Source organism: Thiofilum sp. (genome assembly GCF_016711335.1).
Taxonomy (GTDB): Bacteria; Pseudomonadota; Gammaproteobacteria; order Thiotrichales; family Thiotrichaceae; genus Thiofilum.
This window is the reverse complement of record NZ_JADJTF010000001.1, coordinates 2,041,901-2,056,181: the sequence shown is the minus strand read 5'-3', so window position 1 is coordinate 2,056,181 and position 14,281 is coordinate 2,041,901. Positions and strand designations below refer to the sequence as shown.

Annotated in this window: 16 protein-coding genes; 5 read left to right on the top strand and 11 right to left on the bottom strand. The window is 43.5% G+C overall.

All coding sequences use genetic code 11. From position 1 onward, the window contains the following. The 6 genes from IPL34_RS09810 to rpsB all read right to left on the bottom strand — a co-directional run bounded on the left by IPL34_RS09810 (position 1) and on the right by rpsB (position 4,672). Positions 1–813, bottom strand: a complete 813-nt coding sequence (locus tag IPL34_RS09810; protein WP_296841215.1) for a phosphatidate cytidylyltransferase — start codon at positions 811–813, stop codon at positions 1–3. After that, the gene (uppS, locus tag IPL34_RS09805; RefSeq protein ID WP_296841214.1) at positions 806–1,546 is read right to left on the bottom strand and encodes a polyprenyl diphosphate synthase; all 741 of its coding nucleotides are present in this window, start codon (positions 1,544–1,546) and stop codon (positions 806–808) included. The genes IPL34_RS09810 and uppS overlap by 8 nt, the downstream gene beginning before the upstream one ends. Next, complete coding sequence (gene frr / locus IPL34_RS09800; protein WP_296841213.1) at positions 1,546–2,103, bottom strand: ribosome recycling factor; 558 nt, start codon at positions 2,101–2,103, stop codon at positions 1,546–1,548. The genes uppS and frr overlap by 1 nt, the downstream gene beginning before the upstream one ends. A gap of 4 nt (positions 2,104–2,107) precedes the next feature. After that, positions 2,108–2,827, bottom strand: coding sequence for a UMP kinase (pyrH, locus tag IPL34_RS09795; protein ID WP_296841211.1), 720 nt, complete (start codon positions 2,825–2,827; stop codon positions 2,108–2,110). A gap of 113 nt (positions 2,828–2,940) precedes the next feature. Continuing rightward, entirely contained in the window at positions 2,941–3,822 is an 882-nt protein-coding gene (tsf, locus tag IPL34_RS09790; protein WP_296841209.1) for a translation elongation factor Ts, read from the bottom strand. Between the two features lie 67 nt (positions 3,823–3,889). After that, positions 3,890–4,672, bottom strand: coding sequence for a 30S ribosomal protein S2 (gene rpsB / locus IPL34_RS09785; RefSeq protein WP_296841207.1), 783 nt, complete (start codon positions 4,670–4,672; stop codon positions 3,890–3,892). A 192-nt stretch (positions 4,673–4,864) separates the two neighbouring features. Here rpsB and map point away from each other — a divergent pair, with 192 nt between their 5' ends. Together map and glnD are read left to right on the top strand one after the other, a co-directional pair. Continuing rightward, a complete protein-coding gene (gene map, locus IPL34_RS09780) occupies positions 4,865–5,662 on the top strand; it encodes a type I methionyl aminopeptidase (RefSeq protein WP_296841205.1) in 798 nt (265 codons plus the stop codon). Next, positions 5,659–8,298, top strand: a complete 2,640-nt coding sequence (gene glnD / locus IPL34_RS09775) for a [protein-PII] uridylyltransferase (RefSeq protein ID WP_296841204.1) — start codon at positions 5,659–5,661, stop codon at positions 8,296–8,298. Before map ends, glnD begins: the two co-directional genes overlap by 4 nt. A 74-nt stretch (positions 8,299–8,372) precedes the next feature. Here the strand turns inward: glnD and erpA are convergent, their stop codons facing one another. After that, positions 8,373–8,717 carry an iron-sulfur cluster insertion protein ErpA gene (gene erpA / locus IPL34_RS09770; protein ID WP_296841202.1) on the bottom strand — a complete coding sequence of 115 codons (345 nt, stop codon included), beginning with the start codon at positions 8,715–8,717 and terminating at the stop codon, positions 8,373–8,375. Positions 8,718–8,798: 81 nt separating this feature from the next. After that, positions 8,799–9,362, bottom strand: coding sequence for a polymer-forming cytoskeletal protein (locus IPL34_RS09765; RefSeq protein WP_296841199.1), 564 nt, complete (start codon positions 9,360–9,362; stop codon positions 8,799–8,801). Between the two features lie 467 nt (positions 9,363–9,829). On the opposite strand from IPL34_RS09765, the gene IPL34_RS09760 reads away from it, so the two are divergent. Beyond that, positions 9,830–10,333 carry a TlpA disulfide reductase family protein gene (locus IPL34_RS09760; protein WP_296841197.1) on the top strand — a complete coding sequence of 168 codons (504 nt, stop codon included), beginning with the start codon at positions 9,830–9,832 and terminating at the stop codon, positions 10,331–10,333. Further along, on the top strand, positions 10,333–10,764 hold the full coding sequence (locus IPL34_RS09755; protein WP_296841195.1) for a CopD family protein: 432 nt from the start codon (positions 10,333–10,335) through the stop codon (positions 10,762–10,764). The genes IPL34_RS09760 and IPL34_RS09755 overlap by 1 nt, the downstream gene beginning before the upstream one ends. 79 nt (positions 10,765–10,843) lie before the next feature. On the opposite strand, the gene IPL34_RS09750 is transcribed toward IPL34_RS09755, so the two are convergent. After that, positions 10,844–11,341 (bottom strand): RNA pyrophosphohydrolase, encoded by a 498-nt coding sequence (locus IPL34_RS09750; RefSeq protein ID WP_296841194.1) that lies wholly within the window; start codon positions 11,339–11,341, stop codon positions 10,844–10,846. Between the two features lie 109 nt (positions 11,342–11,450). On the opposite strand from IPL34_RS09750, the gene IPL34_RS09745 reads away from it, so the two are divergent. Beyond that, positions 11,451–12,119, top strand: a complete 669-nt coding sequence (locus IPL34_RS09745; RefSeq protein ID WP_296841193.1) for an HAD family phosphatase — start codon at positions 11,451–11,453, stop codon at positions 12,117–12,119. A gap of 60 nt (positions 12,120–12,179) precedes the next feature. On the opposite strand, the gene IPL34_RS09740 is transcribed toward IPL34_RS09745, so the two are convergent. Both IPL34_RS09740 and IPL34_RS09735 read right to left on the bottom strand, forming a co-directional pair. Beyond that, the gene (locus IPL34_RS09740) at positions 12,180–13,298 is read right to left on the bottom strand and encodes a trypsin-like peptidase domain-containing protein (RefSeq protein ID WP_296841192.1); all 1,119 of its coding nucleotides are present in this window, start codon (positions 13,296–13,298) and stop codon (positions 12,180–12,182) included. Continuing rightward, complete coding sequence (locus tag IPL34_RS09735) at positions 13,295–14,251, bottom strand: esterase-like activity of phytase family protein (RefSeq protein WP_296841190.1); 957 nt, start codon at positions 14,249–14,251, stop codon at positions 13,295–13,297. Before IPL34_RS09735 ends, IPL34_RS09740 begins: the two co-directional genes overlap by 4 nt. Positions 14,252–14,281 lie beyond the last annotated feature (30 nt).

Here is a 14,281-nt window from a genome sequence, read left to right as displayed (position 1 = left end):
TTATGCCCCTGCTACTATCCACCACAAACCTAATGTAAAAATCGGCAATGCGGCGAGTAAACCATCAATCCGATCCAAAATACCCCCATGTCCGGGTAATATCTGTCCGCTATCTTTGACTCCCGCCTCGCGCTTCACCATGCTTTCAAATAAATCCCCAGCAATCGACATCACTACCACGACCAACGACAGCAGAACAAAGGCTAAACTCTGTCCCATCGAAAGCTGAAACACGAGAGCGCCTCCTATAGCCCAGACTGAGCCTAACACTAACGCGCCATAAGCGCCTTCACGCGTCTTACCCGGGCTTAATTCTGGAGCTAACTTCACCTTACCCAAGCGTTTTCCGGTAAAATAAGCGCCTATATCAGCCACTGCTACCAAACCAATAATATATAAGACATAGCCCACGGATTGAGCATTTAAATGGCTGAGCGCATACCAAGCAATCGCTAATACCAGCATGCCTAAAATAGGCAATAACCACAGATGCTCACGGTAAAAACGCGTATGCTGACGATAGCGCCATAACAGACTTAAAATGACGACCCACAATCCCACGCCTACGACTAATACTGGCAATAAAGGAGGCTGCAAGACTAAGAGCGCAAGCGCCAAAACTAAAGTGGGTAACATCGCTAAGAGACGCTGGGGCATAAAACGATAGCCTACCAAGGCAGCCCACTCCCAACTCCCTAGACCGACTATAATGATTAACGCAAGCACAGCAAACACCGTGGAGGGTAGCAACAAGAGGGCGAGCAACACTATAGTCGCTAGAATAATAGCTGTTATGACACGCTCTTTAAGCATGACCTGCTCCTTGTTGAATTTGCTCACCCGTCATCCCAAAACGCCGCTGACGCTTGGCAAAATCAGCGAAGGCAAGTGCTAAATCTTGCTCATTAAACTCTGGCCACAATTTTTCGGAAAAATGAAATTCGGCATAGGCTAGTTGCCATAATAAAAAATTACTAATCCGATACTCCCCCCCTGTACGAATAAATAAGTCTGGCTCTGGTACATCTAGCCGAGCAGTACTTAAATAAGGGGCGATGCTATGTTCAGACAAGGTAGTGGGATCACTATTAGGATGCGCTGTTAAGTACGCTTGCAGTGCCTGAATAATATCCCAACGCCCGCCGTAATTAGCGGCGACCAATAAGCGCATACCCTGACAGTGGGCTGTTTTAGCCTCGGTCTGAGTAATTTTTTCTTTTAGCGAGGGGGAAAAGGCTTGGCGATCACCAATAAAGTGGAGGCGGATATTGTACCGCACTAAGCCCTCTGCTTCACGATCCAATACCGTCATAAATAGTGACATTAAGCCTGACACTTCATCTGGCGGACGCTTCCAATTTTCACTACTAAAAGCAAATAGCGTTAAACATTCAACTCCCGCTTGGCTACAACCGCGAATAACTTTGCGGGCAGCCTCTACACCCCGCTGGTGACCTAATAAACGAGGTAGCAGGCGTGCTTTAGCCCAACGCCCATTACCATCCATCACAACCGCCACATGGCGGGGTAGTTGGGATTGAGTCATTACACCGCCATTAAGTCTTGTTCTTTACGTTCTAAAACGACATCCACTTCCTTAATATATTGGTCAGTTACCTTTTGCACCGCTTCTTGACCACGGCGCTCTTCATCTTCAGAAATTTGCTTATCTTTTTGTAAGGTCTTTAATTTGTCATTGGCATCACGGCGAATATTACGAATAGCGACTCGTGCCCCCTCTGCCTCACCCCGTACTACTTTCACTAGGTCTTTACGCCGCTCTTCGGTTAAAGGAGGTAAAGGCACACGAATAGTCGTTCCGGCACTATTCGGATTTAAGCCTAAGTCGGAATTTAAAATAGCCTTTTCAATCACTGCCACCATAGGTTTTTCCCACGGTGTAACTGTCAAAGTACGAGCATCTTCAGCCGATATATTAGCCACTTGGCTTAGGGGCACTGGCGAACCATAATAATCAACCGTCACATGATCCAATAAACTAGGATGAGCGCGTCCCGTGCGAATTTTTACAAAAGCGGCTTTAAGCGCTTCAATACTTTTCTGCATTCGTACTTCAGCGTCTTTCTTAATATCGTTTAGCATGTATTTAAACCTCTACCATAGTACCCATTGCCTCTCCACGCACAATAGCGGTGAGGGCATTAGCTGCAAACATATCAAACACACACAAGGGTAGTCGATTATCGCGACACATTACCATTGCGGTTAAATCCATCACACCTAACTGTTGCTCAATCGCCTCATTAAAGGTTAAGTGCTCATAACGCACGGCATCAGCATGCTTTTTAGGATCTTTAGTATAAATGCCATCGACTTTAGTGGCTTTCAAGAGCAAATCCGCTTTTAACTCCACCGCCCGTAAACTAGCAGCCGTATCGGTAGTAAAGAAAGGATTGCCCGTACCTGCCGCACAAATCACAACCTTACCCTGCTGTAAACGTGTTCTGGCTTCATGAGCATTAAAACGTTCCGTCATGCCCTCAAGCGTCATAGCAGTCATTACATCACATTGTCCGCCTAGTTGCTCGATGCAATCCTGCATAGCAATAGCGTTCATCACCGTCGCTAGCATGCCCATCTGGTCACCCCGTACCCGATCCATACCTGCTGCGGCTAAACCTGCACCACGAAACAGATTGCCCCCGCCAATCACTAAGGCAACCTGCACGCCTTGAGCTTGTACTTCTAAAATCTCACGTCCTACGCGATTCAAAATCACCGGATCGATACCCGTGTCTTGCTCCCCCATCAAAGCTTCGCCACTGAGTTTTAATAAGATACGTTGGGGTTGAGTGCGCAAAGTCATACTAAATTCCTTACAACAGCTAGTAAGTGTAAAACAACCTGAAAGGTCTGGATACGTCTGATAGCAAAAAGGGGCAATAACTGCCCCTTTTTGTTGCTTAGCTCAGCTACTTATTAGACCGATTGAGCCGCTTGCGCTACTTCATCAGCAAAGTTTTCTTGCTTCTTCTCAATCCCTTCACCTGCTTCTAAACGCACGAAGCCTGCCACTGTAGCACCTTTTGCCTTTAACAGTTGTGCGATGGTTTGGTTTTGATCTTTAACGAAAGCTTGACCTAATAATGTGAGTTCAGCTAAGAACTTACGCATCTTACCTTCTAACATTTTCTCAGCAATTTCACGGCTTTTGCCACTTTGCATTACAATGTCTAATTGTACGTCACGTTCACGCGCCACAATATCAGCAGGTACACCTGACTCATCCACACACACGGGGCGAGCAGCAGCAATGTGCATAGCTAAATCTTTACCTAATTCCGCATCGCCTGTGCTACTCACCGCGACACCAATCTTATTATTGCTGTGCAGATAAGTGGCAATTGAACCCTCAGTGGCTTCAATAATTTGGAAACGACGTACTTGGATATTTTCACCAATTTTAGCTACTAATGCGGTACGTGCTTCTTCCACTGTTTGACCACTAGCTAAGCGCAAAGCGGCTACAGCTTCCAAATCAGCGGGGCGATTAGCTAATAGTGCATCTGCCACTGCTTCAGCAAATTCTACAAAGTTAGTATCTTTAGCAACGAAATCGGTTTCGCTATTCACTTCTACTAAAGCAGCTACTTTGCTATCAGGAGTGGTTTTAATAACGACTCGACCTTCAGCCGCAATCCGTCCAGACTTTTTCTCAGCTTTTAATGCGCCTGTTTTACGCATTAAATCAATCGCTGCTTCCATATCACCATTGGTTTCAGTCAGCGCTTTTTTACAATCCATCATCCCTGCGCCAGTACGCTCACGCAGTTCTTGTACCATTTTAGCGGTAATAGCCATTTTTTGATCCTCATGTTGGATGCGTATTGGGTTCAACACCCAACACGCAGAGCACATTCATTACTGATTAGTCTTGATCTGCTTCATCATCCAAATCAGCAGCGACTACGACTTCTTCTTCAACTTCTTCTTCCGCAGACTCTTCTGCTGCACCACTATGATTAGTAATAGTGGCACGAGCCTCGTTGATAGTATCGGCTACGGCTGTGACATAAAGTTGAATAGCACGAATCGCGTCATCATTACCGGGAATGGGATAATCAACATTGATTAAGGGGTTATTGGTATCGACTACCCCAATCACTGGAATACCTAATTTTCTCGCTTCTTGCAGGGCGATTTTTTCATAGCCCACGTCAATCACGAAAATCGCATCAGGTAAACCTTTCATTTCTTTAATGCCGCCCAAGCTGCGCTCTAATTTTTCGAGTTCGCGCTGTTGCATTAAGATTTCTTTTTTATTCAAGCGCATCATCGCGCCTTCTTCCATACCCTTTTCCAGATCTTTTAAGCGACGAATCGATTGCTTAACAGTCTTGAAGTTGGTCAACATACCGCCTAACCAGCGGTGATTGATATAAGGCATTCTGCAAGAAAGTGCTGCATCTTGAATCGCTTCACGAGCAGAGCGTTTAGTACCAACGAATAAAATTCTGCCGTTTTTGGAGGCTAATTTGCCGATAAAGTTCAGCGCATCATTAAACATAGGCAGAGTTTGCTCTAAGTTGATGATGTGAATTTTATTGCGCTCACCGAAGATGTACGGAGCCATCTTAGGATTCCAATAACGAGTTTGGTGTCCGAAGTGAACACCGGCTTCCAGCATTTGACGCATGGTAACTTTAGGCATGATTAACTCCTGGGTTATGCCTCCATACACCCCTACCTTCAACCCTAGTAATCATCAGACTATTGTGATCTAGAGCACCCTGAATGGCAGGTTTCAGATGTATGTGTGGATTTAAAGTAACAAGTATTTGCGAAATTCGCGGGCGCTTTATACCATGATTCCCCTTATAGCGCTACCGGAACCTACGGCCACATGACTATTACCATTAAAACATCTGAAGAAATTGCAAAAATGCGAATTGCTGGGCGACTCGCGGCCGAAGTATTAGAGATGATTGAGCCGCATGTAAAACCCGGTGTGAGTACTGATGAGCTAAACACTCTTTGTCATGATTATATTGTGAATGTACAAAAAGCGATTCCTGCACCTTTAAACTATGGTCGACCGCCTTTCCCTAAATCCATCTGTACCTCTATCAATCATCAGGTGTGCCACGGTATTCCAAGCGATAAACGCCTCAAAAAAGGTGATGAAGTCAATATTGATATTACAGTCCTAAAGGATGGCTATCACGGCGATACCAGTAAAATGTTTTCCGTCGGTGAACCTACCGTAGCAGGTAAACGCTTAGCGCTCATTACGCAACGCTGCATGTATTTAGGTATTTTACAAGTCAAACCGGGCGTGAAACTTAGTGCTATCGGCAAAGCGATTCAAGCGTATGCTCACAGTCAAAACTGTAGTGTAGTTCAGGAGTTTTGTGGTCATGGCATTGGGGCAAAATTCCATGAAGACCCACAAGTATTACATTATTACAATGCTGATAATGATAAAGTGATTATGGAGCCGGGGATGATCTTTACCATTGAACCTATGATCAATCAAGGCAAACGCGATATTAAAGTGTTGCCTGATCAATGGACAGTGGTGACTAAAGACCATAAATTATCCGCGCAATGGGAGCATACCGTATTAGTCACTGACACGGGCTTTGAAATTCTTACCCTAAGACAAGAAGAACAGGGTTGGCAGGAACGCATGGCACAATGAGTGTATTTGAGCAAACTGACGCATTTATTAGACAATATCAAGCCTTTTTGAAAACAGAGCCTTCGCGTCCACCACACTATCGCCACTATTTAAACCAAGCTCGTGAATTACTCAGTCAGCAATTTAATGCTGGCTTGGATATTCGCACCCTACTGCACGCTCATACCCATGTGATTGATAATTTGCTCAAAGATTTATGGGAGCACATTTTACCTGAAGCCGCTAATTTAAATGCTACTTTAATTGCGGTGGGGGGCTATGGGCGACGTGAGCTACACCCTCAATCCGATATTGATTTATTAATTTTACTTAAAGCCACACCTGATCCCCATTGTAGTGAAAAGCTAGGGCAATTTATTACTATGCTGTGGGATATTGGTTTAGAAGTGGGGCATAGTGTACGCACCCTGCCAGAATGTGAGGCAGTAGCTCGCCAAGATTTAACCATTATTACTAATTTAATTGAATCTCGTTATGTCACAGGGAGCCATGATTTATTTGAAGCCCTCAATAAAATCATCGCGCCTGAGAATATGTGGTCTAGTCAAGAATTTTTCCTTGCTAAACTAGAAGAACAAAAACAACGTCATATTAAATTCGGTGATACTTCTTATCGTGTTGAACCTAATCTAAAAGAAGGGCGCGGGGGATTGCGCGATATTCAAATGATCACTTGGATTATTAAACGCGAATACGGTCAATTATCTCTACAAGAATTACATGAGCACCAATTATTAGAACCGGGTGAATATAGTACCTTACAACGCGGACGGGCATTTTTATGGCGTATTCGTTTTCTCTTGCATGAAATCACTAAGCGCAAAGAAGATCGTTTATTATTTGATTATCAGTATACGCTTGCTCAGGCCTTTGGTTATAACGACCCTAATCGTAATATCGCGGTCGAAGCTTTTATGCACCAATACTACCGTACCATTACCGAGCTGGAGCGCTTAACTGAAGTATTGATTGGTGTATTACGTGATAAAGTCTTAATGCTAACTTATCCTGCGCCTGTGATGTTAGGGGAGCATTATCAACGTTATGGAAGTTATTTAGCGGTTAACTCGCCAGATACCTTTATTCTTTACCCTACTGCATTATTAGAAATTTTTTTAGTGATGCAAATTACCCAAGGCATTACTAGCCTAACTCCCGATACCATTCGTTTAATTCGGCGCAATGTGCATCGGATTGATAATAGCTTTAGGCAACAAGCGCGTCATCGGCAAATATTCCGCCAAATTCTCCAGCAAAAAACCGGTATTACCTTTGTGATGCGCCTGATGAATCGCTTGGGTATTTTAGCCGCTTATATACCTGCCTTCGCTAGTATTGTCGGGCGCATGCAATATGATTTATTCCATGTATATACTGTGGATGAGCATACGCTTTGGGTACTACGTAATTTACGCAATTACAGCACCCCTAAAGGCGAAAAAGAGATGCCTTTTTGCAGCCAAGTATTTCGCAATTTACAAAAACCAGAGTTATTATATTTAGCGGGTTTATTCCATGATATAGCCAAAGGGCGTAATGGCGATCACTCTGAGTTAGGCGCAAAAGATGCGTATGAGTTTTGCCGTGAACATAATATGGATTTACATGATGCGGGAATAGTTAGCTGGTTAGTACGCAATCATTTAATTATGAGTGTTACCGCACAACGTAAAGATATTAGTGACCCCGAAGTGATTGCTGATTTTGCCGATCAAATTGTCGAACAAAGCCGCTTAGATTATTTATTCTTACTCACTATCGCAGATATTCGTGGCACTAATCCTAAGCTCTGGAATGGCTGGAAAGAATCATTATTACATGAGCTTTATCATGCTACGCGCCGCTATTTACAAGCGCGTATACCGCACTCGCGTCAGACTGATTCATTAGTGAGTGAGAAAAAACGTGCCGCGCTAGAACGTTTAACTAAGGAAGGTTTTTCAGTTGATGAATGTGAAAGTCTATGGGATCGTTTAGGTGAGGAATACTTATTACAGCACTCCGTTGAATCCATTTGTTGGCATGCAGAATGTTTATTAACCAATTCAGAACAAAATTTACCCGTAGTGCAATTAAGTGAAACCGCATCAGGTAATATTAATCTAGTATTTATTTACGGACATGACAAAGGGGATTTATTTTTCCGTGTGGCTGCCACGATGGAGCAATTAAATCTTAATATTGTACAAGCTCGCCTAGTATCAATTGACGACCATGATTTATATACTCTGCATGTATTAGGATCTAATAATCAGCTCATTAATAAAGACGATGAAGAGTATGTGATTCAAACCCTAAAGCATAATTTAACTATTCCAGAGATCGTACCGCGCAAACATCACCGTCCGCGTATTCTGCGTAATTTCGATATTCCTACACGGGTTTATTTCCGTCAGAATAGCGAGCGCCACCTCACTGAAATGGAATTAAGAACGGGTGATATGCCCGGCTTATTATCACGTTTGGGAGCAGTGTTTTATGAATTAGATTTAACGGTGCGTAATGCGTTGATTACGACATTAGGCGAACAAGCAGAAGACGTATTTTATATTACTTGGCGCGATGGTGAACCGATTACGGAGACTTATGATCAAGAGTATATTCGGGCGCGTATTACTGAAGCATTGAAACTATAATTATTGACTTAATTTTTTTATACGGCTTCCTTCATACCTAATGAGATATGAAGGAACTATATGCTTAGCTGGCTTTAGGGGCTGAAAGATGAGCCACAACCGCAAGTCGTGGTGGCATTAGGATTACGGATCACAAATTGTGCTCCTTCTAATCCTTCAGTGTAATCAATTTCAGCGCCTACCATGTATTGAAAGCTCATAGGATCAATCAAAAGCTTAACCCCATTTTTCTCCACAGCAGTATCGCCTTCATTTTCACTTTCATCAAAAGTAAAGCCATATTGGAACCCTGAACAACCGCCCCCTGTTACGAATACCCGTAACATGAGTGCATCATTGCGTTCTTCAGCAATTAAGGCCTTTACCTTGGCAGCGGCTGCATCTGTAAAAAGCAGAGGAGATGCGGTCTCAACTGTCATTCTAAAAATCTCCTACTAAAAAAGTATACTAAGACGTTAACACCCTAACCTATAAAGGGCAATATGCCCTTTAGGTGGAGGCTAATTAGCAGAATTATTGTTCTCAACCGGAGACTCTAAAGCAGGTGTTGGAGCTGGAATAGTGGGGAGAGCAGGAGCTACAGGTTTAGTTTTGTTAGCATCAGGTTTTTGGCGCACTAATTTACCATTCACCTCAGCACCTACTGCCATTTCTAGCAGGTTATAATACACATCACCGCAAATACGCGCTTTTTCAAATAATTCAACCTTGCCATGAGCAAACACATCGCCATCAATCGAGCCATTTAATACCATACTCGGTACACGCACTTCACCAATAATACGGCCTTGCTCACTCAGAATGAGGGTTGCCTCATCATTCTCAGCAATGAGATTACCTTTAACTGTTCCCTCAATATGTAAACCACCGGAAAACTGTAAATCACCATCAATGGTAGTACCACGACCAATCAAGGTATCAACACGGGCACTGCGTACCTTAGGCTCTTGAGGTTGTGTATTCACTGGCAGGGGAGCACTTAAAGTAGGTGAAGGACTCAGCGGAGCGGCTGGAAGGGGCATGGGGGCAGGCGCTGGGGCGGGTTTAGAACTCTTACCAAACATTAATTTTTACTCCTAATTAGTTACTGGTCTAGCCGCCTAAGATTTACGGCTAAATAACCTCTTTGCTATGTCCACTATAAGTTAATGAGCCATATCGACTACGACTAAGTAATCTAGATTTTGGCTATATTTTTCTCGCCACGCTTGCAATGAGGTAGATAAAACACTTACCACCTAAAATACAAGTTGAGGATTTCCGACTACATCCTAGCCCATTTTAAAGCTAGTGTTATGGTGTGCAAGGTTAGCATTATTTGACGCATAATGTTTACGTTTTAATGTGTGCTTGCATAGATTTTAGACTAAAAACCACAGACCTGTTAAGCATTGCAACGAGCTTAAGCCAAGAGTTTACCGCGCCCGCGTCGAGCAGGTGCTATTTACTGGACTAGCTATTGTAAATCCTGCTTTGGAAAAAATGTCATGTATAATACGTCTTTCTTCTTGGGACAACTACTGACTCCATTATGAAAATCGATATTAAAGCCTTAATTGCACTGGGTGTACTCACTGCTGCTATTGCCTTCTTTTTCTTTATGCCCTCTGGGGGCTTACAAGCCGCACCTAATGCCACTGTGACCACTATTGATGGTGAGAAAATTGAATTGGCGAGCCTAAAGGGTAATCCTTATCTAGTAGTGTTCTGGGCTACTGACTGTCCGGGGTGTGTGGAGGAAATTCCTGATTTAATCAAATTTAAACAAGACCCTGCTACTAACAGCGTTCCCGTCATTGCTATAGCGATGCCTCATGACAATATCGCTGCCATTCGTACCATGCGTGAACAAAAGCAAATGAATTATAGTATTGCTTTTGATCAAGATGGTGCGCTCACTAAAGCGTTTGGTGGCGTCAAAGTGACCCCTACCAATTTCTTAGTTAATGCTGAGGGTAAAATTGTGCTGGCTAAAATGGGTAATCTAGGTTTGCAAGATTTACAAAAGCGTGTGGCTGAACTCAAGGCGGGCTAATGGATAACCTATACACTTGGATTAAAGCCCTGCATATCATTTTTATGGTGACGTGGTTTGCAGGCTTGTTTTATTTGCCACGCCTTTATGTCTATCACGCCATGCCAGAGAATCAGAGTAGCTTTGAGCTATTTAAGGTCATGGAGCGGCGTCTATTTATTATGATGACTATAGGGGCGGCACTGACTTTAGTCTTTGGTACAACTCTGCTAGTACTAGGGAACTGGATTTTATTTAAGATGGGTTGGTTTCACGCTAAGCTGTTGTTCTTAGTCTTACTATTCGCCTATCACTATGCTTGCTATCGTTTAATGCTCACTTTTAGAGCTGATGCGAATGAGCGCACGCATCGCTGGTATCGTTATTTTAATGAAGCCCCTAGCCTATTATTAATTCTGATTGTGATTCTAGCCGTCGTGAAGCCTTTTTGAACGCTAACTGAGAATAGGTGTTTAACAAGGTGGGCAATTAAAAAAAGAGGCAGTTTTAACACTGCCCCTTTGCCATCAATTAATCTAAAGCGACTACCGAACTATCTTGCTCTAAATACGGTGCGAGTTCATAGAGTGCGCGTTGATACACACGACGCTTGAAAAACACCACATTACGCGCAGGCGCCCAGTAATCTACCCACTCCCAATGATCAAATTCAGGATGGGAACACGCCGCTAAATTAACCTCTTTATCCCGACACAGCATACGCACTAAAAACCAGCGTTGTTTTTGTCCGATGCAGAGCGGTTTCGCACGACGGCGAATCATGTAATGGGGGATACGATACCGCAACCACCCCCGTGTCTGACCAATGACTTCCACTTGATTTGCTTGTAAGCCTGTTTCTTCAAATAGCTCACGAAACATCGCTTGCAAAGGCGTCTCACCATGATCAATGCCACCTTGAGGGAATTGCCAGGAATCTTGTCCAAAACGTCTTCCCCAAAACACCTTGCCGTCGCAATTACAGAGGATAATGCCAACATTGGCACGAAATCCTTCCTCATCAATCACGACATCACTCCTAAAAAATGTTTAATAAGATTCTTTCATATTCATCATGATTCGGCAATTTTAACCCGCTACAATGGCGCACTTTGATAAGCACAATAGGATAGCAATCGTGACGCTGGCATTATTTGATTTAGACAATACCTTACTCGATGGCGACAGTGATTATGAATGGGGGCAATTTTTAGTACGTAAGGGTTTAGTGGATGGCCCCTCTTACACTGCTAAAAACTTAGAGTTCTACGAACAATACAAAGCAGGTATATTGAATATTTATGATTTTGCCCGCTTTTCGCTCACCCCTATTAGTAAGCTCGATGATGAGGCGCTAAACACGTTACATCAAGAATATATGGCTACAGTCATTCGACCCAAAATGACGCCTAAAGCGGTTGATCTAGTAAATCAGCATCGTGCTCAAGGTCATACGCTGATGGTGATTACCGCCACTAATAGCGTGGTGACGCGTCCGATTGCAAAGGCATTTGGTATTGAGCATTTGATTGCCACCGAACCTAAACGGGTGAATGGACGCTATACCACCGATATAGATGGGGTGGCTTCTTTTCAAATGGGAAAAGTGACGCGTTTACAAGACTGGCTGAAAAATCACACAGAAACATTAGAGGACAGCTATTTTTATAGTGACTCACACAACGACATACCTTTATTAGAGATGGTGACTTATCCCGTTGTAGTCAATCCTGATCCCAGATTGAATGCCGTTGCTAAGGAGAGAGCTTGGCCGATTATTGATTTACATGATCGTGGTTTGGATTAAGAGCTTGCGGGTGGGCTAGCTTTGTAACTAGCCCACTAATGTGAAAGAGGACAAATAATGTTAGCGCGTCTGAGTGAGCTTCACACTCACCTCCACAGGCTCAGTTCCATCGCGTAATAATTTAACCTTCACCGTATCACCGCGTTTATAGGTATCTAGAATACGTGAGACATCCGCCACTTTGGTAACGGGCTTACCATCAATAGACTGAATAATATCCCCCAAAATTAAGCCACCCTCATTGTCTAATTGTGTACCTACAATACCGGCTGCTTCGGCGGGCGAACGTGGGGTCACTTGCAGTACCAACACACCCTTAACACCTAAGCGCCTCGTGACCGCTGCATTCACTTCATCCTTCATACTAATGCCCAGAATTGGGCGTTCATAATGCCCCGAACGCACCAACTGGGGAATGACACGGTTCACGGTATCGACTGGAATAGCAAAGCCAATACCCGCCGAAGCCCCAGAAGGACTGTAAATCGCCACACTCACGCCCACCACACGCCCCGCACTATCCAGTAAAGGGCCACCGGAATTCCCCGGATTAATCGCCGCATCCGTTTGAATCAAATCATCTAATTGATTGTTATCACCATCAATACTGCGCCCCAAAGCTGAAACAATGCCTGAGGTTAAGGTATGATCTAAACCAAAAGGATTACCAATCGCCATCACCTTTTGCCCTACTTTCAAATCGTGACTGGTACCAATTTGCACAGGCTTAGGTAAATCTTTCAACTCAGCCAAGCGTAACACGGCCAAATCATGCTCTGGACTCGCCCCCACCAATTGCGCGTCGTATAAGCGCTGATCAGACATGCGCACTTTAGCAATATTAAATCCCTCAATCACATGATAGTTGGTGACAATATGACCTTTATCATCCCAAATAAAACCAGTCCCCGTACCGCTAGGGACCTCGTTCACATTACGTGTCCAAGGATTAATCACTTTTTGGGTGGTGGTAATGTAAACCACTGCGGGGCTATTACGCTCAAACACCTCAATCGTATTTTGCTCATCAGAAGTCAACTTACCACGCTCTGTAATATTGCGAACCCCTTCACTATGCACGTCCTTAGTCCATGCCATCCATACCATCGCTATCACCCAAACAATAATAGCGCCTGCAACTAGGCGTAGCAGATAAGGTGACATCTTAAAAGCAGTCATAGTGTTGGTAACTCCAAACGAAATAGGGTTAATAAGGTACGCTGAAACTGACTCTGACCATCGTCGCTGACCATCAAATATAGATTATCACGCACGGCGGTCAAGCCCTCGAAATTATCCACTAAGAATAGACTAGAGAGAATACTTACGTTTTCAATAGGACACTGACCCTTTTTATTACAACGCTTAAAATCTAAATACCGCAAACTAATCACTAAAGGATTCATCACCCCCGACCAAGCACGCTCTAGTACTAATAAATTACCATTAGGCAACGTTTGTAAGGCAGTAATGGAGCTATTAGCAGCAGGGTAGGCAGGAAAAGACCAACGCTTTTTGAGACTATAAATAGTGTGCGTTGTAACAGGCTGCTTCTTTAGTGGTAACTCAGGCGCTGTGATATAGCCCCACTGAGGATGCCATGTCACTGATTCTAAGCTGTTATTACGTCCCCGATAATTTTTATGATTTTGGAGTATTTTAGGTAAAGGATATTCTGAGATTAATTGCCCTTGCGTAGTGAAACGCCCTACCCTCGGTACACCTTCTAGAGCAATGACCAGTTCTGTATCACCTTTAATACCATTATTAGCGTTGAGTACTTCTAAGCCCTCTGAGTCACGCCAATCGAGCTTTTTGCCTTTTTGATTTAATAAAGTGATAGCTCTAATAGGTGTTACTAGGTGAATCTGATTAGCACTCATCTCTAATTCAAAATGAAACAACACTCCCTTATCCGAAACAGCATAGAGTATCTGCTCATCCTCATCCCATGCTAAATCTGATAATTCACTAACCTTGACTCCATCCACCTCAAAGGCAGGTACAGCAATACTATTGAGGTACGTTAAATGAGGTTGTTGTGCCTGAGCCACGGGACTATTGAGCAACAACCCTATCAAAACCCAGTAGCAGACTAAACCAACCTTTATATCAAATAATAATTTCATCATATGAGCGTTATCGATTCCCACACTAGGGTT